The sequence below is a fragment of the Cupriavidus basilensis OR16 genome (assembly GCF_000243095.1).
GTDB lineage: Bacteria > Pseudomonadota > Gammaproteobacteria > Burkholderiales > Burkholderiaceae > Cupriavidus > Cupriavidus basilensis_D.
This window is the reverse complement of the sequence record NZ_AHJE01000003.1, coordinates 118,776-144,655: the sequence shown is the minus strand read 5'-3', so window position 1 is coordinate 144,655 and position 25,880 is coordinate 118,776. Positions and strand designations below refer to the sequence as shown.

Sequence of the window (25,880 nt, the reverse complement as noted above, 5' to 3'; positions counted from 1 at the left end):
TGGATGGATGCTATTCAGCCTTCGCTCCGGTGAGTCGGATCAGCCTTTGCTTCTGGCTGCGATCGGCCTGGATGAACCGGGAAAACGCATCGGGCGTGGAGAACACCGCGTCGAACCCACGCGCTGTGACATAGCGCTCCCGGAAGTCCGGATCGGCCGCTACGGCGGCAACATCCCTGGCGATCTTCTGTACGATCGGCGCGGGCGTTCCACCGGTCACGAACAGTCCGAACCACGACTCATGCGGGTCGATGTCGCCAAAGCCAGCTTCGGCCAGCGTCGGCACCTGCGGCAGTTCTGGCAGGCGCTCGCGACGTGCAATGGCCAGAGCCTTGAGCTTGCCCGCGCGAATGTGGCCTAGTGCCGAGGGCACGCCCGCCAGGGTTAGCTGGACTTCGCCGCTCAACACGGCGGTCACGGCAGGGGTGATGCCTTTGTATGGAATCTGCGTCATCCTAACGCCGTAGCGGGCATTGATTCCTTCGAACAGCAGATGTGGCAGGCTGCCGGAGCCATAGGTGGCATAGCTGAGACTGTCCGGTCTGGCACGCGCCAGTGTCACCAGCTCTTTCAGGCTCGACGACGATACCGACGGATTGGCGACGACCATCTGTGGCAGGCTCACCAGTTCCGAAATTGGTACCAGCTCACGCGTCGGGTCGTAGGGAAGCTTGTCGAACAGAAAGGGATTGCTGGTGACAGTCGCTTCGCTGGTCAGCAGCAAGGTATGCCCGTCTGCCTGTGCCTTGGTGACTGCCACCGTGCCGATGATCGTGGAGGCGCCCGGCTTGTTCTCCACGATCACGGGCTTGCCCCACTTCTGCTGCAGCCGCTCCGCCAGCACGCGCGCCATGGCGTCGATGCCGCCACCCGGTGCGAACGGCACCACGATCCGGATATTCTGCGTCGGGAAGGACTGTGCGCCTGCGAAGACTGGCAGTACGCACAGTGCCGCTGCCAGCCGCTTGAGGTACTTCGAACTCATTGATCATTCTCCGACTGGTCAAGTTATCTGCCGCCCGCCGCCGCGGCGAGCTGTTCCCGCAGTCCCGGCATCACCGTGAAGGCGTTAGGCGTTATCGCGATAGACCGCCTGCAGGTCCTGCGGCGTAAGCCCCGATGACTCCAGGCCGGCGGCAATCTTCACGGGCTCCACCCACGGAAAGTCCGAGCCAAACACGATCTGGGTCGGTGGCACCACCAGCTTGAGAATGCCCATATGGATCGCATCCGCCGCGGCGGCCGTGTCATAGAAGAAGCGGCGGAACTGGTACAGCCGCGAGTCCGCAGGTGCCTCACGGGCCAGCGAAGCAGTGCTTTCGCCGACCAGGAAACGTTGGGCCCATATGCTGCCGCCGCCGTGAGACCAGATGTACCTGATAGCAGGCGTCGCCTTCGCCGTCCCGCCCTGGACCATGCTGACCATGGCGCGCGCCAGGTCCGAACCCAGCTCGATGAAGGTCGGCAGAATGCCCGGCTGGAAGTCCCACGAGCAACAGCCCGGCGCGGTGGCGTGGATATAGACCACCGCCTTGCGGCGGTTCAGCTCGGCCCAGACTGGCGCGAAGGATTTGTCGCCGAGCCATTTGTCGTCATAGCTCGAGAGCAGGCCCACGCCGTCCGCCCCCAGGGTATCGAAGGCATACTCGATCTCCCTCAGCGTGGCATCGACGTCCGGCAGCGGCAGCACGGCGAACTGGCCGTAGCGGCCTCGGTGATCCGACTTCATCCTAGCGGCGAACTCGTTCAGCTCTCGCGCGGCGGTACGGGTTTCCGCCGCGTCGCCGAACCAGACGCCGGGTTGCGTCACGGACAGAAAGGCCTTTTCGACATTGCCCCGGTCCATGGCTTCCAGATCCTGGGCAATCGTCCAGATTTTGAACTGGTCGAAGCCCAGCACCGGCTTGATGCGATGCTTGGATTCCACGAGCCTGACCCAGGCCGGCGAAAAGTAGTGATGGTGGAAATCGATGCGGCCACTGCCTGGGCCAACCGCAGCCTGCGCGGCACCTGCCGCGCCGGGCAGCAGCGCGGAAGCTGCCAGCGCACCGAGCGAGCCGATAAAGTGGCGCCGGCCATGGCAAGCGTCGTGATGACAAGAAGTATGCAAGGTCACGGTTTCAGTCCCTGAGTTTGCGCAGCCCTACTTGTCGCCGAACAGCGCGTAAGAGGGATCGGCCTTGCCGGTGCGCGGCGCGACTTCATAGTGTTTCCGGACCTCTTCCGCCGGCACGTAGCTGATGCGCCGGTAGTCCGATACCGTCTGGCGGCTATCGAGCGCCCACTTGCCATTGCGCCGCGACCAGGCGTCGAGGTAGCGCGAGTGCATCCAGCGTTCTTCAAACTGGTCCTCGCGGCCCTGCTGTTTCACCAGCAGCGTGGCCGTCCCGGTCGATTCGCTGACGGCCTTGTCACCATGCACCTCGATGAGGATGTTGGTGATCCGATGATTGTTGCCAGCCATGTCGGTGTGCGCCTTGATCAACCAGTTAACGTAGGCCGACCACGAAGGGAAGACCTGCTTGCCGAACTGCATGCGCGCTTCGGGATGAGCGAGGGACAACAGCATCTCCCGGTCGAGCCGGTCGAGCGCGCGCGGATACTTGTAGATCAGTTCGGTGATGGCTTGCTTGCTGAGTAGCTCGTCGACCTGCGCGGCCTGATTCGACTGGGCGCTGCTCTGGGCATGCGCTGTGATACTGATGCCACCTGCCGCAAGGCATACCGCGGCGGCGATGACGATGCCGGCTAGCCGGCAACGTGGATTGCGTTGCATGTTCATGGTCTCCATCAGGCGTGGTTTGCGGCGTGCGCTGCGTACGCCGCCCCTTTAGTCATGGCGCCATTACAGCCCATCCATAATCATTCAACAAGCGATTAAATTTTATGTATTCATAAAAAATACTCGTATCAATCGCACAACTTGCGAACACAGACGAGCGCGGTTTGGATATGCTCCATTCCTTATCTATGGTTATGATTGATGAGACCAGCAAATGAACGTCACACTGCGACAAATGCGGGCCTTTGTGGAGGTGGCGCGCAGCGGTGGCTTCACCGCCGCGGCGCCCAAGCTCCATCTGACGCAGTCGGCCACGAGCCTGCAAATACGTGAGCTGGAATCGCAACTCGGACTGCAATTGATTGACCGCTCCACGCGACGGTTTGCATTGACCGACGCCGGCAATGAGTTCTTGATCAGTGCGACCCGCATCGTTGCCGACGTCGAGCAGTCGGTGGCGGACACACGTGAGCTGGTGCACAAGCGGCGCGGACGCATTACAGTTGCCACCACCCCCCTGCTGGCATCGACACTGCTGCCAGACAGCATCGCGGAGTTCCTCGAGACTTACCCTGCTGTCACGGTGCGTGTTGCGGACCTGCCGGCCGAGCAGATCGGGCACCGGGTACTCAGCGGTGATGTGGATTTTGGCTTCGGCGTCTTTCCGCAAGCCGATCCGCAGTTCGATCGCATCCCCCTGCTGCGCCACCCGCTCGGCGTGATGGTGCCCAGCACCTGGCCGCTAGCCACGCGCCGGCGCGACCTCACGTGGTCGGACCTCCAGGGCCAGCCGCTCATCGCCATGTCACACTCGACCGGCATCCGTACGCTGATCGACCAGTACCTGCACCAGGCCGGCGTGCAGGTCAATCCACGCTTCGAAGTCGAGTATCTCGGCACCGCCGTGGGCCTGGCCCAGGCGGGCCTGGGCATCGCCGTAGTGCCAGCCTACGTCGGCATGCTGCTGGGATCCAGCCGCGTGCTCTTCCGCCCCTTGTACAAGCCCGTGGTGCATCGCCAGATCGAGCTGATCGTCCGGGCAGGCCGTTCGCTGTCTCCCAGCGCCGAGGCATTCCGCGACTGTCTGGCCGCGCGCTGCGAGATGCTGCACGGCTGAAGGAGGCCCAGGTCGGTTTGCCGGTGCCGAGCAGTCCGATGGACACCGCGGCGACGAGAAACATCACGACCAGCACTGGCTTGATATGCAGACAGTCCGCGAGCCAGCCACCACCGATGGCGCCAATGTTCAGCACCAGTGCAAAGCTCGGCGCCGAACCCAGCCATCGACGCCCCGGCCCGCCGCGCCGCGAACGAAACAGGGATTCATGCCTCGGATGCCGACTCGCGACCTGAAGCGCCTTCTCGCGCCGATGGCGGCATTGGCCGTTCCGCATGGCGACGGCGAAAGATCGCCAGGCTATACACGCTGATTGACGCGACCGCAATTGGCACCGCGACGACCAGAAACATCACGGTTGGCGCCCAGTGGGCCGCCAGCATTGCGCCGCCCACCATCGAACCCACAATTGAGCCCACGCGCCCCATGCCCAGGGTCCACGCCACGCCGGTGGCGCGCGAAACGGTGGGATAAAAGCCTGCCGACAGGATACTGGTGCCGGTCATGGCACCACCGGTGCCAACGCCCGTGATCAGCAGCGCGACTACGGCAAGTGCCGGCACGTCTGCCAGATGGCCAAGCGAAGCAAGGCTAATGGCGGCGCACAGGAACGCGCATGCCACGACATACTGCGGATTCATCCGGTCCATCAGGAAGCCCAACAGGACCGCGCCGAGCGCATTACCTGTCAGGTAGAGCGCGGTCATCCGCGACGCCTGGCTGAACGGCACACCGGCCTCCTGAACGAGCATGGTCAACCAGTTACCCAGAAAGTAGACAACGAGCAATGCCATGAATGCCGTGACCCACAGGAGCAGCGTTCCGCCCCGAAGGTTCGGGTGTAGCAGTTGGGAAACCGGAAATCCCTTGGCGGCATCCTCGTCAAGAACGAGTGCCCTTTCCCTCGGAACGGCCGGGTCGATATGTTTGACAATCGCATGAGCCTCGTCCTGGCGGCCTTTCGCAACCAGGTAACGCACCGACTCGGGTAACCCCCGCCAAAGGACGAGGGCAACGAGCATCGGCAATGCGCCGCCGAGTACCAGCATGGACTGCCAGCCAAAGGCGCTGATCATATGCGGCGCAATCAAGCCGCCTAGCACGCCACCCGCCGAGATTCCGCAGCCTAGCGGCGCTACGAGCGTAGATCGCAAACGATCGGGGCAATACTCCACGGCCAGTGTGTAGGCGTTGGGCATCGCACCGCCGAGTCCCAATCCGGTGAGGAACCGAAGGAAAATCAGCATTTCAAGCGAAGGCGCCCACGCCGATACCAAGCTCAGAAGCCCAAACATGACGACAGTCGTCATCAGCACCGTCTTTCTTAAGCGGTCGGCCAAAGGCCCGAACAAAAATGACCCCACCGCCAAACCAAAGAATCCGGCGCCAAACACAGGGGCGAGTTGCGCCGGACTTGCTCCAAAGTGGGACTTTAGCGAGGGGCCGATAAATCCGAGAACGACCGTGTCATATCCGTCTGTCACCAGGACGAGAAAACACAGAACCAGTGTCCGGATCTGGAACCGCGACATCGGTCGTTCGTTGATCAAAGTTCTGACGTTAATGGGGCGGAAGAGCATCACAAATTCCTGTCGCAACGGAGGTTTCTAGCAAGAACATCTTCATCAAGAAGCGGATGATGAAATTTTTCATGCAATCGATTGCATAAGATAACGAGGGTTTACCGCGGACGACATCTTCACGGCGAGCTCGCCATCACCTTGACGCTCGAAGCCATCAAGCGTGGGGTTGCCGGAGAACGGCCGCCAGAAGAAGGAACAACACGAATGGATACTGCATCCGCATCCACTCCTTCGATCTGGTGAACGACATCAAAATTCCCAGCGTGACGACCAGCAGAATCGATGCCCCTATCCTCTCTGCTCCGTTGAAGCAAATAAGAATCGCTCCACCGAGTTCGCCGGCCGAAACTGCCACTCTGATCCAATCCGGGTAGCCCCATTTTGCGAACTCCGCGCGGATGGCCTTTGGACCTGCCAGGTTGACGACCGCTGCCGAGAGGAAAGCGAAGGCGAGGATGTATTTCGCGTATGCCATGACACTGAAATCGTTGAAATTGCGGCGTCCGGTCAGGCCGATGCACGCGGAAAAGAAAGAGGAGGACTCTTCTCCAACCAGGTCACATCCAGCCTGGATGCGAGCCCGGCCTTCGTGATGATCTCCGCTGCGAGCCGTTCAACATTGCGCAGCACTTCCTTGCGCTCGCTGAACTTCGTGAACTCCCCTTCGCGATAGACGATATCGCCATTGACCACGACATACTTGGCATCCGTTCCTTTACCGGCTCCGAGAAACGCGGATAGGGGGCGTTGAAGTGAGCCGACGTGAGGACCGCGCATGTCGAAGACCGCGATATCCGCCAGCTTTCCCGCCTCGAGTGAGCCCAGTTCGTCGGCGACGCCGAGGATACGTGCGCCGTTGATGGTTGCCATTTCCAATGCGTGCTCGAACGGCATGCGTGTCGGGTTCAGATGACGCTGGTGTTGAAAAAGCACGCATGCCTTAACCTGCTCAAGCATGTCGTTCGTGTAATCGACCATGGCACCATCGGTGCCAAGAGCCGTCGCCACCCCCGCCCGCAGCGCATTTGCCGCGGGCGCAATGCCGCCACCGCGCATGGCTTCGCTGGTGGGCGTGTACACGAGGCCGGCCCCAACATGCGCCATGTGTTCGAGATCCAGCTCAGTGCAGTGGATGCCATGGATCAACATCCATTGCTCGTCCAGGACACCAAGTTGCATGAGGTAGCGCACGTCCGTACGACCGGTTTCACGCAGATGCTTCAGGAACCCCTTTTCCGTCGAAAACGTACCTGCCGCGATGTGGCTGCTGATGCGAACATTCAGTTTGCGCGCCAGTTCCGTGCCCCGAATGATAAGGTCCTCCGTGCTCATGCCAGATGAAGTCCAATGGGCATTGGCCTCGATGACCATGCCCATGCGGATCAGGCCATCCTGTTTGCCATCCCAGCGACGGATATCTTCTTCAGCAGCAGCCAATGACTCATCCAACGAAAGCGGATGGTCGAGGAACCGGCTGTTGCGGCATCGCAGTTCCTTGCCAAAGAACTGACGGATACCGACTTCGGCCTGGGATTCGACGCTCGCTTTCACGATCGCGTCGTTGCTTACCGATACGGAGTGGTTGAATGAAGTCGTAGTGCCAGTGGCAAGCATCTCGATGGCGCATTGGTAGCCACTGAGCCGCATCGCGTCCTCCGACAGATGTCGGACGAGCGGAAAGACCAGGTCGCTGATCCAGTCCTCGAGCAGTAGTCCATCCGCGATTCCTTTAAACATCGAATACCACGGATGCTGATGCAGATTGATGAGGCCGGGAATGACCAGGCAGCCGCTGGCATCGATGATCTCGTCAAACTCGCCGGTCGGCGTATGTTCTTTTGCGTAGACGCCAGTTATGCGCTTGCCTTCGATCGCGACCGCGCCACGCTCGAAGACTTCGCGCCTTCCGTTAACAGTGACGACGTACCCATTCTGAATAAGACTCTTCTTCATTGGTGTATTCCGTGGTGTATTGGTCCGGACACCGGTGTCGCGTTTGTCTCCAGGAACGACCCCGGCATCGCAATCATCAGTCATCAGCCTGCAGGCGCACGAACTCCTTGAGCGTTTCGGTAGCGTTTTCACGACCATACCCGCTTCCCTTCACGCCGCCAAATGGCGATCCAAGGAAAGCCCTGCGCATGTAGTTGTTCACGAAGATCATGCCGGCTTCGAGTCGACGCGCGAGCTTCCATGCACGATCCTCGTCTGTCGTAACAATCGCGGCAGTCAGCCCATAGGCCGTGCCATTTGCAATGTCGATGGCTTCATCCTCTGTCTTGAAGCGCATCAGGCATGCAACAGGCCCAAAGATCTCTTCCTGGGCGACTGTCATCGTCGGCACGATATCGCCAAGCACGGTGGGCGGAACCCAGTAGCCGTGCTCGTACTGTGAATCTGTCGGCAACGTACCTTGCGTGACGAGCCTTGCGCCTTCGCGCAGGGCAATATCGATATACCCCATCACACGATCGCGCTGCTTACCGTCGACCATTGGACCGATGTCTGTGCTCGGATCCAGTCCGTTACCGACAACGAGTTTCTCGGTGGCACGGGCAAACCTGGTCTCGAACTCCGCATATCGGGATTCGTGGACGAGAATGCGTGCCGTCGACGTGCACGCTTCGCCCTGGTTGTAGAACATGCCCTCGAGCGCGACATTCAGGGCCACCTCCATGTCCGCATCCTCCAGAATGAGGAGCGCATTCTTGCCACCAAGCTCCATAGTCGCGTAAGTGATGTTCTCCGCCGCGCTCTGCAGCACGCGGCGGCCCGTTGCGGTTGCACCTGTAAAGCTGATGCGCTCCACTTTCGGATGTGACGCCAGAGCGGGCCCGGCCTTGATGCCTGGAACGACGTTCAGCACGCCCGGGGGCAGCACTTGATTGGCCAGCTCGACCAGTCGCATCACGGTGAGTGGCGCCTGTTCACCCGGCTTCACGACGACAGTGTTTCCCGCAGCCAGTGCCGGTGCAGACTTCTTCGCAAAGTGAATCGGTGGCCAATTGAACGGAAGGATGGCTGCGACCACGCCATACGGTTCAAATAGTACGCGCGCTTCGATCGCGCCCTGGTCAAGGATTTCGCCATGGAGCGTATCGGCCAGGCCTGCGAAATAGTCGAAACAGGCATGGCAATAGGACACATCAAAGCGAAGTGCATCGCGCTTTGGCTTCCCAACTTCGCGTGCCTCGAGTTCGGCAAGCTCGTCAGCGTGCTCGCGGATTTTCGCTGCAACCTGATGCAACAACTGCGCGCGCTCTCGCGGCGAACGCTGGCGCCAGTCATCTTCGTACGCTTGTCGCGAATCCGCGACCACGCGACCTACGAGCGCTTCGTCCGCCGACACCACGCGGCCCAGTGACTTTGCAGTCGCCGCTTCCTCGACGATGAAGAACTCCTGGTCAGCGCCAGCCTCGACGACGTTGCCGCCAAGAATGGCCCCCCAGTAAGGACGATTCAGGTTCGATCTGTCTTGCGTAGTTTCAGCCATGTGGCGCACTCCTTACAATCGATTGCATTTTTACGCGGAACGGGATCTCCAGCGATACCAAGAAGTTCCCGTGATGGGGACACTGTGCTACCGCTGCCCACCTTCAATTTAATGCAATCGATTGCAAAAGGCAAGGCAAAGCGAAACACTTGACCTTGGCCACAAGGGCGTCCGTCGTTCATCTGTTGGCTTGAAAAGCGACAGGCTTCGGGTATGCCTCAAAATGTGTTGCTTTTGGCACAATTCGGCCGGTTGGCAACGACGTGGGCAGCGCCCTCCTCTCCCTAGATGTACGGTTCTTAAACAACTCGGGGAAGCCGCATTGCTTGCGCATTGCTCTTCTCTCGCCGACACACTCTGCGCACGCCGCAATGCCGGCGCGCAACTTCACCTGCTCGATTGCGCGCAACTCGTGTACTCTCATGCGAGGAATACCTTCCTTTGCCCGCATACCGTATCGATATATACGACATACAAGATCCAATGCCTGAATATCGCCCCGAACCCCAAGCTTTTTCCAGCCCCGTCACACGCAGCGCGATATTCATCGTGGCGACACTCGCCAATGGCGACGGCCACGCCGACATCGTCCGAGCATGGTGTGCCGACGTGGCCCCGGTAGTCCGTGCGGTTGGTCATCGCGTGCCGTCTGGCAAGCTGTCCTGCGTCTGCGGCTTCGGTTCCAGTGCATGGGACCGGCTGTTCGGCGGGCCACGTCCCGCGGCACTCCATCCGTTCCGGGAGTACGGCTCCGGCGAGCGCGTCGCCGTCGCAACGCCAGGTGACCTCCTCTTGCATATCCGTGCCGACTCGATGGACCTCTGCTTCGAGCTTGCCACCCAACTACTTGGCAAGCTCGGCGACGCGATCCGGGTTGTCGACGAGGTGCATGGATTTCAAAACTTCGACATGCGCGCGATGATTGGCTTTGTCGATGGCACAGAGAATCCGACCGGACGCGAAGCAGTCGACTTCACGGCGATCGGTGACGAAGATGCAGAGTTCGCCGGCAGCAGTTACGTCATCGTGCAAAAGTACCTGCACGACATGGCCGGATGGAACGCGCTTCCCGTCGAAAAGCAGGAACTCATCATCGGGCGCAAGAAGCTGTCCGACATTGAACTAGACGCCGATGTCAAACCGTCGTCGTCGCACAGTTCCCTGACTACGCTCGACGAGAACGGGCAAGAAGTGAAAATCCTGCGCGACAACATGCCGTTTGGCCGTCCCGGCGCGGGCGAGTTCGGCACCTACTTTATCGGTTACGCCCGTTCGCCCGCACCGATCGAACAGATGCTCGAGAACATGTTCGTCGGACGGCCACCCGGTAACTACGACCGGCTGCTCGACTTCAGCCGGGCAGTCACTGGCAGCCTCTTCTTTGTCCCGTCGGCCGACCTGCTCGAAGCACTCGCGGACCGCAGCGCCCCCGCTGCGGTTGTCCGCCAGCATGAATAGCCTGCATCGTGAACTCGCGCCGGTTTCCAGCGCCGCCTGGCTACAAATGGAAGAGGAAGTAGCGCGCACCTTCAAGCGCTCGGTCGCCGGCCAGCGCGTGGTGGACGTCATCGGCCCGGGAGGCCCCGAACTCGCCGGCGTGGGCACCGGACACCTGAGCGACATCACCGCGCAGCAGCAGGGCGTCTTCGCCAAACTGCGCGACGTCAGGGCGCTGGTGCAGTTGACTGTGCCTTTCGAACTCAAGCGCGATGCAATCGACAGCGTCGAATTCGGTGCTCGCGACTCTGACTGGCAGCCTGCCAAGGAAGCGGCCAGTCAGCTCGCGTTTGCCGAGGATCGTGCCATCTTCGACGGCTATGCGGCCGCGGGGATCGTCGGGATTCGCGAGGGCTCGTCGAACCAGACATTCGCATTGCCCGACGACATCAACGACTATCCCGACGTGCTCAGCGATGCGCTAGAAGAATTGCGGCTCGCGGGCGTAGGCATTGGCACTACGTCAACTGATACCGATGGTCCGGTAGCTTTGGCTCCGGCAGCTCGCGATTGCAAAGCTCGAGCAGCGAGCGCTCGGGCCATACTGAAAGGCTCGGAAATCTCGTCGGCAATCGCTTCCAGCGCGATCAAGGTGTGGGCGACGAAGACGCAGATGATCGGGGTAAACAGCTCCGTCGAATCGACAAGACCGAAGGGGAGCATCACGCAGTACGCGTATACGGTACGGTGAAGCAAGACCCCATACGCAAACGGAATCGGTGTGGATGCGATGCGCTCACAGCCACCAACGGTTTTCCCCAGCTCATTAATCTGTACATCGAGCATCCAGAGCTTGGTTTCCGAGACCAGCTCGCACATCTGCAACTGTGCGAGGTGATAGCGTATCTCGTCAAGAATTGCCGTGGGCCCGTAGCACTTGGCACGCAGCCTCCGCATACCGTCCTCCCCGAGAAGGCGCACGAGATCCTGCGTCGGATCCGTGTTGCGCAGCTCATGCTTTAGCGAATAGGCGAAGGCGATAATACGATTTACCAGATGGTCATTAGCTGGCATCTCCGGCGGGGACCGTGCTGGTTGCTGCTGTGGACGCAGGGCCTTTGGCAACCACCTTGCCCGCCTTGGCTTTGCGCGGCGCCTCTGCCTTCGTGATGACTACATCGCCGTTCTCTTTGTCATAGCCCAGCTCGACGCTGTCGCCGGATTTCAGCTTGTCGCCCAGTATCTCCTTGGCCAGCCTGGTCTCGACGGCCTGACGAATCTGGCGCCGCAGCTCGCGCGCGCCGAACTCCGGCTGGTAGCCCACCTCCACCAAGTGCTCGACCAGCGCATCGTCGAGCTTCACAGTGATGTCCTGCGCGGCGGCAGTGCGTACCACTCGGTCCAACTGGATCTGCACGATAGCGCGGATATTCTCGCGCGAAAGCGCATGGAACACGATGATGTCGTCGATACGGTTGAGGAACTCGGGTCGGAAGTGCCCCTTCAGCACCTTCATCAGCGCCTCCCGCAAGTCCTTCTCGGTCATCCGCGACGCCCGGGCTTCTCCAGGTTCTCCATGATGATGGGCGCGCCCAGGTTGCTGGTGGCGATGATGACACTATTGCTGAAATCCACCACGCGGCCCTTGCCGTCGGTCAGCCGGCCGTCGTCGAACACCTGCAGCAGCACGTTGTTCACGTCGGGGTGGGCCTTCTCGATCTCATCCAGCAGGATTACGCTGTAGGGCTTGCGCCGCACGCGCTCGGTCAGCTGCCCGCCCTCGTCGTAGCCAACATAGCCCGGTGGCGCGCCAATCAGCCGTGCCACCGCATGGCGCTCCATGTACTCGGACATGTCGATGCGGATGATGGCCTGCTCGTCGCCGACGACGGTTTCCGCCAGCGCCTTGGCCAGCTCGGTCTTGCCTACGCCGGTCGGCCCGAGGAAAAGGAAGGTCGCGATCGGGCGGTTGGCCTGCCCCAGCCCCGCTCGCGACAGGCGCACCGCGTCGCTGACCGCGACTACCGCATCCTCCTGCCCCACCACACGCTCGCGCAGCCGCTCCTCCATCTTCAGCAGCTTCTGGCGTTCTTCCTGGGTGAGGTCGGTCACCGGGATGCCGGTCGGGCGCGACAGCACTTCGGCGATGGCCGCGACCGTCACTTCCAGCGTTTCCGACCCTGTCTTGCGCTGCCAGGCCTCGGTCAGCTCGTCTAGCCGCTTCTGCTTGCCCTTGATGCGGTCCTCGAAGGCCTTGGCCTCGTCAAAGCGCTTGCGCGACGAGGCATAGTCCTGCTCGCGCTTGAGCTGGGCGATTTCGGCCTCCAGTTCCTGGATGTCCGCAGGACGCGAGGTCGAGCTGATGCGCACACGGGCCGCAGCCTGGTCGATCAGGTCGATGGCCTTGTCCGGCAGGAAGCGCGACGTGATGTAGCGGTCCGACATCTCCGCGGCGGCCACGAAGGCGTCGTCGGCGAACGTGACCTGGTGGTTCCGGTATTACCCCTGCCTTGCCCGCCCGAGCGCTCGCTGGATCGATATCATTCGAGGCGGTTGCCCCCAAGCCAAGTCATGCCGGCCCCTAGGGCTATGTCACTTCCGAATGCACCACACGGACAGGAATAGACTTGTACGAAGGCGTACCGCTTTCCTTGTCAATGTAGTCCAGGGGCACTAGCACGTTCGCTTCGGGGTAATACGCCGCCACAGAACCCCGTGCAATGTTTGCATAGGCGATGGCAGTGATCCTTTTAAGACTTAGCTGTCTGCCAGTCACGATGGTCTCGATATCCACCAGGTCCCCATGTTCCAAGCCTCGCGCCGCCATGTCGGCTTCGTGCATGAATAGCACATCGCGTCGACCGAATACGCCTCGATAGCGGTCATCCAGTGCATAGATGGTGGTGTTGTACTGATCGTGACTGCGGATCGTCATGAGACGCAAAACATTGTCGCCGCCCAGGACGTCGGCGTCTTCCTTCACGCCGCCATATACGGAGAAAACCGCCTTGCCCGATGGCGTAGTCCACTTGCGTTCGGTCGGTGGAAGTGGCAGGCGGAATCCGCCAGGGACGCGGATGCGCGCATTGAAATCCTCGAATCCCGGCACCGTCTTTTCAATCAGGTCGCGGATCTTGTCATACTCGGCAACCAGGTCCGACCATGGCACCTTGCTGTTAGGCAAGGTCGCGGTAGCCATTCCCGCGACGATCGACGGCTCGGAACGCAAGAATTCAGAGGCCGGCGTGAGCTTGCCGGCCGATGCATGGACCATGGACATCGAGTCCTCGACCGTCACCGATTGTGGCCCGCCGGCCTGCACGTCAAGCTCCGTGCGGCCCAGGCACGGCAGCACGTACGTCTCCTTGGCCACCAGCAGGTGCGAGCGATTCAGCTTGGTGCCGATGTGCACGCTCAGATCGAGCTTCGCCATCGCGGGGAAGGATTGCCCGGAATCGGGCAGCGCGACTGCGAAGTTACCGCCCAGGCAGATCAATGCCTTGGACGAGCCATCAATCATCGCCTGCATCGCCTTCACGGCATCGTGTCCGTGCCCGGCGGGCGGCTTGAAGCCAATGGTGTTTTCGATGCGCTGGAGGAAATCGGCCGACGGCTTCTCGGTAATGCCGACGGTGCGATTGCCCTGCACGTTGGAATGGCCGCGCAATGGGCAAATGCCCGCACCGGGCTTGCCAAAATTTCCACGCAGGAACAGCAGATCAGCAATCAGGCGGACATTGGCTGTGCCCTTGCAATGCTGTGTCACACCCATGCCATAGGTGACGATCGTGGCATTCGACTTTGCATAAAGGTCTGCGACTTGCTCGAGATCCGCGCGGGTCAGTCCGCTCGCCTTCTCGATATCCTCCCACGAGGTCGCCGCCAGGTCGGCGGCAAATGCGTCGAATCCTTCCGTATGCACCGCGATAAAATCGCGATCCAGGACATCCCCATTTTGAGCGTCCATATCCAGGAGCGCCTTCATGATGCCCTTGAGCGCGGCGGCGTCGCCGCCAGCGTCTACCTGATAATAGGTTGACGCAATCCTGGTCGATCCGTACGTTGCCATCTCCAACCAGTTCTGGGGATCCGCAAACCGCTCGAGCGCACGCTCCTTGAGTGGATTGAATACCACTATCGGGACATTCCGCCGGGCCGCTTCATGGAGCGTTCCCATCATTCGAGGGTGATTGGTCCCGGGATTGTGGCCGATGGAGATAATCAGCTCACAGCTGTCAAAATCTTCCAATGACACGGTGCCCTTGCCGATACCGATCGACTGTGGCAAGCCAACGCTGGTTGCTTCGTGGCACATGTTAGAACAATCCGGGAAATTGTTCGTCCCATACTCTCGTGCGAACAGCTGGAACAGGTAGGCAGCCTCGTTCGAGGCCCTGCCGGACGTGTAGAACTCTACCTGGCCGGGCGACAATACCTGCAGGATTTCGCCGATCCGGGCAAACGCTTCGGCCCATTCGACCGCACGGAATGTGTCGGTGGCCCGATCATACGCAAGCGGATGGGTCAGGCGGCCCAGATCCTCCAGCTCGAAATCGGATCGCTGCAGCAGCGACGACACCGTGTTGCTCGCGAAAAATTCCGGCCGCACCCGTTTCGTCGTGGCCTCCCACGTCACGGCCTTGGCACCGTTCTCGCAGAACTGGAACGTCGACTTGTGCTCCTTGTCGGGCCACGCGCAACCGGGGCAATCGAACCCGTCGGGCTGGTTGGTCCGCATCAGTGTGAGTGGCGCCTTGACCGTTTCCATTTGCAGGCGGATCGCCTGGGTCGTCGCACGAAGCGCCCCCCAGCCGCCAGCCGGTCCGTCGTACGGCCTGATGCCGGGCACTTCCCGTCGCGTAGCCATGATCGCTCCATGAAGCGGTTTCGCCTCAGACTGCCCAGGGTAGTTGTTGCCTCAGCGTCGCCGCTAGGCGAGCTTTCCTAACAATAGCCTCGGCTTCCTGCTCGGCAAGTGCCAGTTACAAATAGTGCCGGCGTCAAACACATGACTGAAACCTCACGCACGTTTTCTGTTTTCAATATCCGTCATCCAAGACATGTAATTCGTGACGCCTACTCTTGTTTGGCGTACACCCGCATAGCGAAACCTTATCTGCGTACAAAAATGGTTCAACGTGCTCGCTGCTGTTCAAGGTCAAGGTCAAGCTCGAGGTCAAGATCGGCGAAGGCTATCAGCACTAGACGAGATCCGCACTTGCGAGGAACATGATGCTCGATGGACTCTCCAGGCGACGAAAACGCTGGACCCAGCTGTTATGGATAGTCGCATTCGGGGCTGAGGGCGTCGCTACCATGGCGACTAGTCGTGGTGTTGATCAGGCTGTCCATGGCCGCGGCCGGGATGAAATCGCATTGAGGCCACCAGCGGAGTACCGATGAGGCGCGACGTGCCAGGGGAAGACAGCGGCGCAGGCATTGAAGATGTGCCGACGCAGCGCTCATTCGCAGTCAGACGCTGGCGTCACGGCACTGTGACGGCCGAGGAAGACCGTTTGGCCGAGGAATTGCCGGTCGCGCTCGAGTACAACGGCATCTCCCATGCGGTCATGCTGGCGCCTGGTCGTCTACACACATCCGGAACGGCTGCGTATCCCGTAGGTACGCTGACAGTCCAGATGTAAATCTACCCGCCCAGCTCCTGGAAGGCGTGGCCATTGGCTTCCCTCGCCCCCTCTCAACCGTGCCAGGCAATTGATCCATGCCGCGGTGGCGCCTCATACTCCTGGCAAGCGCAGCAATCGACAGTAAATCGATCGCCATCTGTGCAGGGAGGTGCTGATGCTTGCCATGCAACGGTCCCCAACTCGACGACCTGCACGCGATAGTCCTTCTCGCTCGGGCGATGTGCAGCCACGCTACCCCCGAAGCCTGACGCGGCGATCAGCTAGTAGTCCACATCATGCGTGTTGTCGGCGTTGCTCGTGCCTGGTCCCCTGCTGCGCCACTGCAGCCCTGTTCCCGGTGGTCTGCCCGATGAAATGACCAATCTGCGCCACGGCGGTATCGGACTCCCGCAGCACACCAGCGTGCAGTTGGAAGACATGCCAGAGGCCATCGAACTGCTGGAACTGCACAGCTACGCCGGCGGCCGTGGCGGCCCCGGCCAGGCGCTCGGCATCCGACAAGAGGACTTCTTCCGAACCCACCTGGATCAGCATTGGCGGCAGGCCGTGCAGGTCGGCGAACAAGGGCGAGCAACCCGGATCGGCCGCGAGCCTGGTGCCGCAATACGCCGTGGCGCAGGCTTGCAGCCATTGCGGGTGCACCAGGCAATCCCGCAGGCTATGGGTCTGCAGGCTGGTGCCAGCCAGGCTCAGGTCCACCCAGGGCGACAGCAACACCAGCGAGGCCGGCAGCGGCAGGCCGCTGTCGCGGATGGCCACGGCGGTGGCCAGTGCCAAACCGCCACCCGCGGAATCCCCGGCCAGCGAGATCTGCGACGGATCGTGGCCCTGCTCCAGCAGGGCCGCGTAGGCGGCCAGCGCATCGTGGAGCGCGGCTGGCGCCGCGTGTTCCGGCGCCAAGCGGTAGGCCGGCAACCATACCTGCGCCACCGCAGCTTTGGCGAGGTGCGCGGCGAGCTTGCCGTGGCTGCCCTCCCCGCCCATCACATAGCCGCCACCGTGCAGGTACAGCACGGTGCGCGCCGGCCGCTGCGTTCCGGGAAAACCAGCGCGGCCGGCACGCCCGCGATCTCGCGCCGGATCCGGCGTGGTGCCCCGCGCGCCGAGCAGGAACAGGCCGACAAAAGTGCCCCAGCGCCGCTGGGCTTGCGCCGAGAAGCCGGGCGAGAGCACTGGCTTGACGCACCCGCGCACAATCCAGGAAAGCAAGGTCTTCATCATGATTGGCCCCGCGCTCAGGCTGCCGGACGACCGGGCGCGGGGTGCAGCTCGTAATCCTTCAGGTCCAGCTTGCTGGCCATCCTGCGATAGGTGAACGTGAAGCCTGGCCAGTTGATGGTGTTCTTGCCTGTGCTGGTCTTGTACCAGGAGGTGCAACCGGCTTCCCAGACGCTGTTCTTGAGCTGTCTTTGCACCCTGTCGGCTTTGCACCCTGTCGGAGAATGTCTTCTGGCGCGTGGCCTTGACGTTCATGAAGTGCAGGCCGGGCGCCTGCAGGCTGCCTATGCACTGCATGACATAGCGCACCTGCGACTCCAGCATGAAGACGATCGAGCTGTGCGCCAGGTTGGTGTTGGGGCCGTAGAGCATGAACAGGTTCGGGAAACCGGAAACGCTGATGCCCTTGTAGGCCTCCGCCCCGTCGCGCCAAGCCTGGTTGAGGTCGATGCCATCAAGCCCGGTCACGCGCATCGGCGCCAGAAAGTCGGTGGCCTGGAAGCCGGTGCCGTAGATGATCGCGTCCACCGGGTGGCGCTGCCCGTCGCGGGTAAGTATCGCGCCAGCCTCCACGCGGTCGATGCCCTGTGTGACCAGGTCCACGTGATCCTGGTCCACGGCCTGGTACCAATCGTTGGAAATCAGCACGCGCTTGCAGCCGATCTTGTATTCGGGAATGAGCTTGCGCCGTTTCTCAGGATTCCTGACGTGGCGCTTCGCCGCCCGGCGCGCTTGCAGCGCCACCAATTCCAGCAGCCAGCCAAAGCGCGTGAAGCCCAGCGCGCGGCTCTCGTTCTTCCAGTAGATCATTGCGCGGTACAGACGGTCGGCCACCGGCACGTGCCTGAACAGCCATTGCTCCAGCGCGGTGAACGGCCGGTCCGGCTTCGGCACGACCCACGCGGCGGAACGCTGGAACAGTTTCAGCGCCTTCACCTTGGGAACGATCTGCGGCACGAACTGGATCGCGCTGGCGCCGGTGCCGATCACCGCGACGGATTTGCCTGCCAGGTCATAGCCGTGGTCCCAGCGCGCCGAGTGAAACACCTTGCCCTGGAATGCGTCGATGCCCGGCACTGCGGGCACGGCCGGCCGGTTGAGTTGGCCGCAGGCGGTCACGAGCACGCGCGCATGGAGCACGGCGCCGTCGCTGGACGTGATGACCCAGTGGCCAGCATCTTTATCGAAGGAGGCCGAGGTGACTTCCGTGCCGAACTGCAAGTGCGGCGCCAGGCCATATTGTTTCACGCAGCCCTGCATGTAGGACAGGATCTCGGGCTGGCGACCAAACTTGCGCGACCAGTCAGCCTTCGGCGCGAAGGAATAGGAGTAAAGATGCGACTGCACGTCGCAAGCCGCGCCAGGATAGTGATTGTCGCGCCAGGTACCGCCGACGCCGTCCGCCTTCTCGAGGATCGTGAACGCGTCGAAGCCTGCCAGCTTGAGCTGGATCGCCATGCCCAGGCCGCCAAAGCCGGAGCCGATGATGGCGATCATGGTCGTGGTTGCGCTTGCCGTCTCGCTCTTGGCCGAATCAAGGCCTTGCTTCTGTGACGTGGCCATAGTGGCTCCTGCCCGTATCGATTTTGTTTTCAGTAGGCGAAGGGTAAGCGCGGGCAAGCAGCCCGGTAATGACAAAGGCGGACAAAAAATGGGGACACCAGATGGAAAGCAGATCCCCCACCATGCCGAGATGGAGTGTTGAGCGTAACGTCACCAGCATGTGCCTGATGGCTGACTTTTCGGTCGCCCACGGCCTGACCCTGCCCGCTGTCCTGGCCGGCACCGGTATTACCGAAGCCCAGTTGATGGACCCCGACCTGCTGGTGCGCGGCGAGCAGGAACTCCGCTTGATCCGCAACATGCTGGACCGGCTGGGTGATCCACCCGCGCTTGGCATCGAGGTTGGCCAGTGCTATCACTTCACCGCCTTTGGCGTGCTCGGTCTGGCGATTTTCAGCAACCAGACGCTGCGCGCCGCGCTCGACGTGGCGCTCCAATATTTCGACCTGACCTTCGCCTTTACCACGTTCCGAGTCGAAGAATCAGGGCAGCAAACGCGGCTTGTCTTGGATGATGAAGACATCCCGGAGGGGTTGCGCCAGTTCAACGTCGAACGCGACATGACCGCCTTCCTTACCGTGGTACGAGATCTGTTCGTCGCGGCACCGATCCAGGAGGCCGTGCACCTGCGCTTGGCCAGGCCGGACAGTACCGAGCCCTATCGGCGCGTCTTCGGGGTTGAACCCGCGTTTGGCATGCCGCACAACGCCATCCTGCTGGACAGCAAGCTGCTGGCCGAGCGCCTGCCCCAGGCCAATGCGCTGGCGCAGTCCGCCGCGCGCGATCAATGCCGCAAGTTGCTGGATGCCCGGCGCGCCCGCATCGGGCTGGCCGCCCGGGTGCGCGACCTGCTGGCGGCCCGCTGCGCCGAAATGCCGGACATGACGGCAGCGGCCGGCAGCCTGTTCATGACCGCTCGAACCCTGCGGCGACGGTTGCAGGATGAAGGCACGACGTATGCGGAACTCCGCGATGAAGTGCGGCAGACGCTGGCTGAGGCGTTCCTTAGCGGCCCGCATCAGTCCATCGATCAGATTGCCGCGCGCCTGGGTTACGCCGAGGCGACCAGCTTTATCAATGCGTTCCGGCGCTGGCGTGGGCAGACGCCGCACGCGTTCCGGCTAGCGCTGCGCACTGCATCCTATGGAAGCGAACGCCGGTAGTGGCGGCGTGAGGGCTGCTCTTCTTCCTGCGGCCGTTTTGCACTCCGCCTGGCAACTGGGGCTAAACCGTAATTCGCACCAAGCGCTTTCGAAATCGAGCGGCCTTAATCCGCACATGACGAAATGGCCTGATCGCTGTGCGCCAGGTGGGCTTGGGCAGCAGGCCGCCGATGCCGCCCACCCCACTACTACAGCAAAGGTTCAGACACGCTCTTAGAACTTGTGCCGAATACCTGCGGCCACGCCGAGCATATTGCTTTGGCCACTGGCAAGCGTGTAGCTGTTGCCAAGGGAAAGGCTGTTCGCGTAGCCGATCATCGCGGAATCCAGTCCCAGGCCCGCGTTCTTTGCATATGCCGTTGTCAGGTAGACATCCGTCCGCTTGGAGAGGGCGTAGTCGGCGATGAAAGCAACTTGCCACGGGTTCGGGGTCGACGCGTTCGCGAAAAAGCGCTTGACGTGGTCATAGTTGTATTCAAGCGTCAAGCCAAGCGCCGGCGTTACCTGGTAGTTGGCGCCGACCCAGTAGAGGTCGTCGCGTTCAAGCAGGCTGCCATTCTGGTCCTTGTTCTGGCCCCAGCGGTAGCCGCCCATGATCTTTGCCGGGCCGAAAGCATAGCTCCCCGCAATCGTTGCCTTCTTGAAGCTGCCGCTGCCGAGGACAGCAGCGTTCGAGGGGTTCGAAATGGTGGGGTTGAACTGGTCGTAAGCCACAGCCACGCCGAAGGGGCCGGCAATATAGGTCAAGGCCGCACCATAGGCGGTATCGCGACGGAACTGGCCCGGGACTTCACCGTTACCACCTAGAAGCGGACCATTGGCCACCGTCGTCGGCAATGCCAGGCCGGTACCGAAGGACCAGTGTGCCAGTGCGGTGACCGGGCCGAAACGACCGGTGTACTTGATGGTGTTGTCCTCGCGGAAGTTCGCGCCGGTCAGCATCACGATCGGTTCATACTGGGTGGCAAAGGCTGCGGGTACGAAGTTTGCGAGGCCTTCGAACATCGAAGTGTACTGACGGCCAAAAGTCAGTTGGCCAAGCTGCGAGCTTTGCATGCCCACATAGGCTTGGCGACCGAACAGGCGGCCGCCCTGCTGCGACGTGCCGGTATCCAGGTTAAAGCCGCTTTCCAAAACAAAAATGGATTTCAGCCCGTTGCCGAGATCTTCCACGCCGCGCAAGCCCCAACGCGACCCAGACAGGCCGCCGGAGTTCATGCGGTAGGCATTGTTGGACGGGCCCGCATTGAACTTGTTGGCTGCGCTTGGCACGGTCCCGACATGGTTAGCAAACTCGACGTTCATATCCACCACGCCATATAGCGTCACGCTGCTTTGTGCGTGTGCGCCGCCGGCGCAGATTACGCCTGCAGCGATGAGTGCGCAATTAAACTTGCTCCGCTTGCTGAATGATCCCATTGTCTCTTCTCCTTTAGGTTTTTTTTACACCCCTGGCGCAATCACAGCGAACGAAGCGATCGTGTAGAGCCCCGCATAGCCATCTGCAGACGCCCTCGCGACCGAATTGATGCCGATCACGCTACCGGCGCCCGGGTAGCCAACCATCGCCGCGAGAGATCTCCGTGCCGATCGACTTGGTCGATCGGCATCACGAAACGTTCGATCACAGCCGGTGCGCTTCAGTAGCATCCCTTGCCGGTCAACGCCCTATTCCAGCCTCGGGTGCGGCTCATGATATCAGCCACAAATAGTTTTTGTCGACATGAATAATAAAAACTGAAAAGCGTTGAACATCGCGAGCGTGCGATGACAGCGACGGGATTTCAAGCACAGTCCGGCGCGCGCAGTTGGCCTTCGTGCGCCGCTGGGTGGGCCCGCGGTCACTGCTATGCTTAAGTTCCTGGAAGATTCTGAGGTGGCGCGCATCGGCAGGTGCTTTGGCTCGCTCTGCTCCGCGTGCGCAGCAGGTGATTGAGCCGCCGGTCTTGCCGGTGCCGAGGAGCCGGTGCCGTGCTGGGGAATTCGATCCGGGGCAAAGCCCCTTGTCGGCACGGAGCCGCTCTTGAGACACGGCTAACCCGCGCCGATGTCTCCCGGCGGGACAGCCGCTGCCTCGCGCAAGCCATACTTGCGAGCAGATATCGCGGTCTTCGCTGGCTACCTGCGGATAGCGAGGATGACGGGAGAGCCATGGCGGGCAGTCTTGCCCGCGCGAGCTTAGAAGGCCTAGGCCGGCACTGCGCTGCGGCCGGCAGCGCCGCCCTTGCCTTTCTGGACGCCGGATGACAGGGCACGGACTGCGGCTTCCCGGGAATTTCCGATGCGCTTGTGCGCGGTCTGCAAGACCGCTTCGATGTCCCGCTTGGCTATGGCGCGCTGCAGGGCACGCCAGGTCTTGAAGGAATTCTCCAGCGAGCCGGGGTGGGATGCGAGCCCCAGCCGCACATAGCGCAGGACCCGCAGCGAGATAGAGTTCAGCACCTCCCCTACCAGCCGGTTGCTGGACAGATCTGCCATGGCCATGTTTGCCAGGAAGGTCACGCTGATATAGGCGTCCACCGATTCCTCGGCGGCCTTGCTGAACTGCGGAATGAATTGCTCGAACAACGCTTCCAGCGCGTCCGCGCGCTCTTCCATCAACTGCCTGAGCAGGATCTCGAACAGTGCGTCCCGCACGACGTAGATATCCCGCAGGTCCTGGGCATTGGGCTCGGTGACGATGGCGCCGCGCCGGGGGCGGAACTCAATCAGACGCTCCCGCTCCAGAATGCGCAAGGCCTCGCGCACAGGAGCGCGGCTGACCGCCAGGACCTCGCTGATGTCTTTCTCCAGCAAGCGTTGGCCGGCGTGGATCACGTCGATCGTAATCAGGCCCGCCAGTCGCACCGCAATCTGGTCAGCCACTGATGCCGACCAGTCGCGTCCATGCATAAGCGCCTGCTCGACCGCCAGCGTGACCGGATTCTGCGGTGATTGCGGGGCAAGCAGCGACTGCAATTCCGGCGTGTTGGTAGTCTTGAGTCTGCCCATGAGTGGTAAATCCTTCCGATTATTGGGGAACGGCTCGGGTGCTGGCCTTGGTCGGCACCGCACCGCCTGCAGCGTCCAGGATCTTACCTTACGTGGCGGATCGGGCAGATTGCGGATACCGCCAGAGCCAACGGGACCATTGGCCCAGGCAGCCGCGCGTTCCCCAAAAGACAAGGGCCTGCGCAGGATGACGTCCTTGCAGGCCCCCTACAGGCTTCCTACAGGCCCCCGGGACATCGGGCCACCGCTGAAACCGTGGTGCGCACGCCGGGGCAGAGACAGGGAAAGCAGAGCCGGATTGTTATCGTTGGATTCAATCCGCGGGCTGAACCACCGCGCTCACGGCAAGGAGGCGCTTGACGCCGGCCGTCGCTCGCGTGTTCTGATACCGCGCCTACTCGTCGGTACCGGGAAGCGCATCGATGTTCAGGTATTTGCGCACGACGTACCCGTCATTTTCCCACGCAATCAGGTCGGTCAACAGCATCGCTGCCGTGGCATAGGACAGCCGCTCGGCTAGCCAGCAGAATCCCATGCAGATCGCCCTGCCCATCCGATGGAGGTACTGACCATTGCCTGCTGGTTGATCGTCTTTCATTGTGATACCCCTCCTCGCCCAAGGCTGCGCGCAGGTGGTCACGACGATAGTTTCCGTTGCAGCATGCGCGGCGCTTTCCGATGGCACTCCGGGAAAGGCGCGCCGGTTCCATGATACGGCATTTTATTTTTGTCGACAATAGACATGCGGAATCCGGCAAAGAGAGCGTCCGTCCATGATGCGGCCTGACGCGGCTTACGCTGTGCCAGGGTTATGCTCAGGTCGGTGCCGTCTGTCGGCGCAATGTGCCGCGTGCTGCCCTGCTCTCCTTGGGGCTGCAGCCAAATTGCACGTGATACCAGCGCGAGAATCCGCTCGGCGCGGAAAAACCGAGCAGGGTCGCCACCTCCGTCAACGGACGATCGCTCTCGGTGACATGGCGTATGGCGAGTTCCATACGGATGTCGTTAACGATCGACGAGAAGCTCTGCCCCTGATCCGCCAGCCGGCGCTGGACCGTGCGGCACACCACGCCCAGATGCTCCGCCACCTGTTCGATGCTGCAGCGCCCGCTGGGCAGCAGCAGCAGGATCATACGCCGCACATCCTCAGGCATTGTCGCCTGCTGCGACATGGCGGACGCGTCTATCAACTGCTGCGCGTAGCGCCCCATGGCCGGATCCGCGGACGGGTTGCGTGCATCGAGATCTGCCTTCGTGCAGATAATGCAGTTGAAGTCGTAGTCGAATTCGACGCAAGCGCCAAAAAACCGCCGGTGTGTAGTAAGGTCGCGCGGCGCCGGGTGCTCAAAGCATACGCGCCGCGGCTCCCAGTCGGGCTTGTGGAGTTGACGTATCAAGCGCACCATGACCCCTAGTGCCAGTTCAACCCTTTGACGCGTGGGTTGATGTGCGTTGCCAGCCATTACCACTTCGCGAATAATGACCAGCCCATCGCACTCCTCGACCGCCAGCGACAACGCACTGTTGAGCGACGCTTGATAGCGCATCAGCATGCGAAGCGAGTCGCGCAGCGTCGCCTGGTCGCGTATCAGCAATCCTACCGGCCCAAGATTGGACAAGAGGCGCGACTCGGCCATACACAGTCCGAAACTCTCGTTGCCTGACATGGTTGCGGACGCCTGAAGCAGCCTTCCGACACGCTCGACCGGAATCATGATGTCCGGTTCGCTCAGTACGCTCGGACTCAACCCCGCGTCAAAAAGCATCCGCACCGGATCCAGTCCGGAGGCTCGAGCGACCTCGCTGTAGTTGGTGAGGGCCGCAGCGCGGACAAGTGACGACATTAGAGAATTGAGTGGGACATTGACATGGAATGATAAATCCCTGTCATGTACTGTCAAGCGGGAGATACCCGCGACAGCCAAACTCGCAAGGATCGATCGGCCTAACCGACAATCGGAGACACGTTCATGATTCAACACCTCAAGGCGGCACCCGCAGTGGTCCGCGCAACCTCGCTGGGCAGCTCGATCCGGGTCGAGCCGGTCACTTGCACGATCGGTGCGGAACTCAGCAACGTCAACCTTGGCGCGGCTGCCGAGGACGACCAACAGATGGCGGAGATTCGGGCGCTGCTGCTAAAGCATCGCGTGATTTTCTTCCGCGACCAGGACATCACGCGCGCGCAGCACGTGGCCTTTGCGCGCCGCTTCGGTGAGCTGGAGGACCACCCGGTGGTAGGCAGCCATCCCGATTACCCAGGACTGGTCCAGATCTACAAGACCCCGGACAGCCCCCCCGAGCGCAACGAGAATTCCTGGCATACCGATGCCACTTGGCGCGAAAAGCCTCCGATGGGCTGCGTGCTGCGCTGCATCGAATGCCCGCCTGTGGGTGGCGACACGATGTGGGTCAACATGGTCGAGGCTTACAACCAGCTGCCCGAGGAGATCAAGACGAAGATCGCCACATTGCGCGCGCGCCACAGCATCGAGGCGAGCTTCGGTGCCGCGATGCCGATTGAAAAGCGTCTTGCACTGAAGGCTCAGTACCCTGACGCCGAGCACCCGGTTGTACGCATCCATCCCGAAACCGGAGAGAAAGTGCTGTTCGTCAATGGGAGCTTTACCACGCACTTCACAAATTTCAATGTGCCGGCCAATGTGCGCTTCGGGCTGGACAAGGCGCCGGGTGCCGGCAATCTGCTTAGCTACCTGGTCAGCCAGGCCAACATCCCCGAATACCAAGTGCGTTTTCGCTGGAAGAAGAACAGCGTTGCGTTCTGGGACAACCGTTCAACCCAGCACTACGCAGTGATGGATTATCCACCGTGCCACCGGAAGATGGAGCGTACCGCCATCATCGGTGACGCGCCTTACTGAAAG

General features: G+C 61.5%; 19 protein-coding genes and 3 pseudogenes. 6 read left to right on the top strand and 16 right to left on the bottom strand.

Features of this window, described 5'->3' with window-relative positions; genetic code table 11:
• Positions 1–10: 10 nt before the first annotated feature.
• The 3 genes from OR16_RS01505 to OR16_RS01495 form a co-directional block, all read right to left on the bottom strand.
• Positions 11–985 (bottom strand): Bug family tripartite tricarboxylate transporter substrate binding protein, encoded by a 975-nt coding sequence (locus OR16_RS01505; RefSeq protein WP_006156206.1) that lies wholly within the window; start codon positions 983–985, stop codon positions 11–13.
• Positions 986–1,069: 84 nt separating this feature from the next.
• Complete coding sequence (locus OR16_RS01500) at positions 1,070–2,116, bottom strand: amidohydrolase family protein (RefSeq protein ID WP_006156205.1); 1,047 nt, start codon at positions 2,114–2,116, stop codon at positions 1,070–1,072.
• A 27-nt stretch (positions 2,117–2,143) separates the two neighbouring features.
• Entirely contained in the window at positions 2,144–2,776 is a 633-nt protein-coding gene (locus tag OR16_RS01495; protein WP_237716885.1) for a nuclear transport factor 2 family protein, read from the bottom strand.
• A gap of 220 nt (positions 2,777–2,996) precedes the next feature.
• Between OR16_RS01495 and OR16_RS01490 the strand changes: the two genes are divergently transcribed.
• Positions 2,997–3,899, top strand: coding sequence for a LysR family transcriptional regulator (locus tag OR16_RS01490; protein ID WP_006156203.1), 903 nt, complete (start codon positions 2,997–2,999; stop codon positions 3,897–3,899).
• Between the two features lie 10 nt (positions 3,900–3,909).
• Here the strand turns inward: OR16_RS01490 and OR16_RS45125 are convergent.
• The 5 genes and pseudogenes from OR16_RS45125 to OR16_RS01470 form a co-directional block, all read right to left on the bottom strand.
• Positions 3,910–4,062, bottom strand: a pseudogene (locus OR16_RS45125) (MFS transporter); the annotation flags it as partial.
• 43 nt (positions 4,063–4,105) lie between these two features.
• Positions 4,106–5,479 carry an MFS transporter gene (locus OR16_RS01485; RefSeq protein ID WP_006156202.1) on the bottom strand — a complete coding sequence of 458 codons (1,374 nt, stop codon included), beginning with the start codon at positions 5,477–5,479 and terminating at the stop codon, positions 4,106–4,108.
• A 157-nt stretch (positions 5,480–5,636) separates the two neighbouring features.
• Positions 5,637–5,957, bottom strand: a complete 321-nt coding sequence (locus OR16_RS01480) for a DoxX family protein (protein ID WP_006156201.1) — start codon at positions 5,955–5,957, stop codon at positions 5,637–5,639.
• A 32-nt stretch (positions 5,958–5,989) separates the two neighbouring features.
• Positions 5,990–7,435 (bottom strand): amidohydrolase family protein, encoded by a 1,446-nt coding sequence (locus OR16_RS01475; protein ID WP_006156200.1) that lies wholly within the window; start codon positions 7,433–7,435, stop codon positions 5,990–5,992.
• 76 nt (positions 7,436–7,511) lie between these two features.
• Positions 7,512–8,975 carry an aldehyde dehydrogenase family protein gene (locus OR16_RS01470; protein ID WP_006156199.1) on the bottom strand — a complete coding sequence of 488 codons (1,464 nt, stop codon included), beginning with the start codon at positions 8,973–8,975 and terminating at the stop codon, positions 7,512–7,514.
• A 483-nt stretch (positions 8,976–9,458) separates the two neighbouring features.
• Between OR16_RS01470 and OR16_RS01465 the strand changes: the two genes are divergently transcribed.
• Both OR16_RS01465 and OR16_RS01460 read left to right on the top strand, forming a co-directional pair.
• Positions 9,459–10,433, top strand: coding sequence for a Dyp-type peroxidase (locus tag OR16_RS01465; protein ID WP_043417965.1), 975 nt, complete (start codon positions 9,459–9,461; stop codon positions 10,431–10,433).
• Positions 10,426–11,163 carry a family 1 encapsulin nanocompartment shell protein gene (locus tag OR16_RS01460; RefSeq protein ID WP_081488629.1) on the top strand — a complete coding sequence of 246 codons (738 nt, stop codon included), beginning with the start codon at positions 10,426–10,428 and terminating at the stop codon, positions 11,161–11,163. Before OR16_RS01465 ends, OR16_RS01460 begins: the two co-directional genes overlap by 8 nt.
• Here the strand turns inward: OR16_RS01460 and OR16_RS40685 are convergent.
• The 3 genes and pseudogenes from OR16_RS40685 to OR16_RS01450 all read right to left on the bottom strand — a co-directional run.
• Positions 11,070–11,486 (bottom strand): annotated as a pseudogene (locus OR16_RS40685) (bestrophin family ion channel); the annotation flags it as partial. The gene OR16_RS01460 and the pseudogene OR16_RS40685 overlap by 94 nt on opposite strands.
• Positions 11,476–12,905 (bottom strand): annotated as a pseudogene (locus OR16_RS01455) (AAA family ATPase); the annotation flags it as partial. The pseudogenes OR16_RS01455 and OR16_RS40685, both read right to left, overlap by 11 nt.
• Before the next feature lie 94 nt (positions 12,906–12,999).
• On the bottom strand, positions 13,000–15,279 hold the full coding sequence (locus tag OR16_RS01450; protein WP_006156195.1) for an FdhF/YdeP family oxidoreductase: 2,280 nt from the start codon (positions 15,277–15,279) through the stop codon (positions 13,000–13,002).
• Between the two features lie 532 nt (positions 15,280–15,811).
• Between OR16_RS01450 and OR16_RS01445 the strand changes: the two genes are divergently transcribed.
• Positions 15,812–16,057 carry a hypothetical protein gene (locus OR16_RS01445; RefSeq protein ID WP_006156194.1) on the top strand — a complete coding sequence of 82 codons (246 nt, stop codon included), beginning with the start codon at positions 15,812–15,814 and terminating at the stop codon, positions 16,055–16,057.
• A gap of 276 nt (positions 16,058–16,333) precedes the next feature.
• Here the strand turns inward: OR16_RS01445 and OR16_RS40360 are convergent, their stop codons facing one another.
• Positions 16,334–18,841, bottom strand: coding sequence for an alpha/beta hydrolase fold domain-containing protein (locus OR16_RS40360; RefSeq protein WP_006156193.1), 2,508 nt, complete (start codon positions 18,839–18,841; stop codon positions 16,334–16,336).
• 101 nt (positions 18,842–18,942) lie between these two features.
• Between OR16_RS40360 and OR16_RS01430 the strand changes: the two genes are divergently transcribed.
• Complete coding sequence (locus OR16_RS01430; protein ID WP_158001318.1) at positions 18,943–20,004, top strand: AraC family transcriptional regulator; 1,062 nt, start codon at positions 18,943–18,945, stop codon at positions 20,002–20,004.
• Between the two features lie 213 nt (positions 20,005–20,217).
• Here OR16_RS01430 and OR16_RS01425 read toward each other — a convergent pair whose 3' ends face one another.
• From OR16_RS01425 to OR16_RS01415, 4 genes are all read right to left on the bottom strand, one after another.
• Complete coding sequence (locus OR16_RS01425; protein ID WP_006156191.1) at positions 20,218–21,423, bottom strand: porin; 1,206 nt, start codon at positions 21,421–21,423, stop codon at positions 20,218–20,220.
• Positions 21,424–22,191: 768 nt separating this feature from the next.
• Positions 22,192–22,995, bottom strand: coding sequence for a GntR family transcriptional regulator (locus tag OR16_RS01420; RefSeq protein WP_006156190.1), 804 nt, complete (start codon positions 22,993–22,995; stop codon positions 22,192–22,194).
• Positions 22,996–23,389: 394 nt separating this feature from the next.
• Positions 23,390–23,593, bottom strand: a complete 204-nt coding sequence (locus tag OR16_RS43335; protein ID WP_141639814.1) for a hypothetical protein — start codon at positions 23,591–23,593, stop codon at positions 23,390–23,392.
• 217 nt (positions 23,594–23,810) lie between these two features.
• On the bottom strand, positions 23,811–24,839 hold the full coding sequence (locus OR16_RS01415) for an AraC family transcriptional regulator (RefSeq protein ID WP_043417959.1): 1,029 nt from the start codon (positions 24,837–24,839) through the stop codon (positions 23,811–23,813).
• Positions 24,840–24,965: 126 nt separating this feature from the next.
• On the opposite strand from OR16_RS01415, the gene OR16_RS01410 reads away from it, so the two are divergent.
• Positions 24,966–25,877, top strand: coding sequence for a TauD/TfdA dioxygenase family protein (locus tag OR16_RS01410; protein WP_006156188.1), 912 nt, complete (start codon positions 24,966–24,968; stop codon positions 25,875–25,877).
• Positions 25,878–25,880 lie beyond the last annotated feature (3 nt).

Excerpts from the sequence above, each read along its gene's own strand:
- OR16_RS01505 (WP_006156206.1), bottom strand. The coding sequence starts at position 985 with ATGAGTTCGAAGTACCTCAAGCGGCTGGCAGCGGCACTGTGCGTACTG.
- OR16_RS01495 (WP_237716885.1), bottom strand. The coding sequence starts at position 2,776 with ATGCAACGCAATCCACGTTGCCGGCTAGCCGGCATCGTCATCGCCGCC.
- OR16_RS01490 (WP_006156203.1), top strand. The coding sequence starts at position 2,997 with ATGAACGTCACACTGCGACAAATGCGGGCCTTTGTGGAGGTGGCGCGC.
- OR16_RS01485 (WP_006156202.1), bottom strand. The coding sequence starts at position 5,479 with ATGCTCTTCCGCCCCATTAACGTCAGAACTTTGATCAACGAACGACCG.
- OR16_RS01480 (WP_006156201.1), bottom strand. The coding sequence starts at position 5,957 with ATGGCATACGCGAAATACATCCTCGCCTTCGCTTTCCTCTCGGCAGCG.
- OR16_RS01475 (WP_006156200.1), bottom strand. The coding sequence starts at position 7,435 with ATGAAGAAGAGTCTTATTCAGAATGGGTACGTCGTCACTGTTAACGGA.
- OR16_RS01470 (WP_006156199.1), bottom strand. The coding sequence starts at position 8,975 with ATGGCTGAAACTACGCAAGACAGATCGAACCTGAATCGTCCTTACTGG.
- OR16_RS01465 (WP_043417965.1), top strand. The coding sequence starts at position 9,459 with ATGCCTGAATATCGCCCCGAACCCCAAGCTTTTTCCAGCCCCGTCACA.
- OR16_RS01460 (WP_081488629.1), top strand. The coding sequence starts at position 10,426 with ATGAATAGCCTGCATCGTGAACTCGCGCCGGTTTCCAGCGCCGCCTGG.
- OR16_RS01450 (WP_006156195.1), bottom strand. The coding sequence starts at position 15,279 with ATGGCTACGCGACGGGAAGTGCCCGGCATCAGGCCGTACGACGGACCG.
- OR16_RS01445 (WP_006156194.1), top strand. The coding sequence starts at position 15,812 with ATGAGGCGCGACGTGCCAGGGGAAGACAGCGGCGCAGGCATTGAAGAT.
- OR16_RS40360 (WP_006156193.1), bottom strand. The coding sequence starts at position 18,841 with ATGGCCACGTCACAGAAGCAAGGCCTTGATTCGGCCAAGAGCGAGACG.
- OR16_RS01430 (WP_158001318.1), top strand. The coding sequence starts at position 18,943 with ATGGAAAGCAGATCCCCCACCATGCCGAGATGGAGTGTTGAGCGTAAC.
- OR16_RS01425 (WP_006156191.1), bottom strand. The coding sequence starts at position 21,423 with ATGGGATCATTCAGCAAGCGGAGCAAGTTTAATTGCGCACTCATCGCT.
- OR16_RS01420 (WP_006156190.1), bottom strand. The coding sequence starts at position 22,995 with ATGGGCAGACTCAAGACTACCAACACGCCGGAATTGCAGTCGCTGCTT.
- OR16_RS43335 (WP_141639814.1), bottom strand. The coding sequence starts at position 23,593 with ATGAAAGACGATCAACCAGCAGGCAATGGTCAGTACCTCCATCGGATG.
- OR16_RS01415 (WP_043417959.1), bottom strand. The coding sequence starts at position 24,839 with ATGTCGTCACTTGTCCGCGCTGCGGCCCTCACCAACTACAGCGAGGTC.
- OR16_RS01410 (WP_006156188.1), top strand. The coding sequence starts at position 24,966 with ATGATTCAACACCTCAAGGCGGCACCCGCAGTGGTCCGCGCAACCTCG.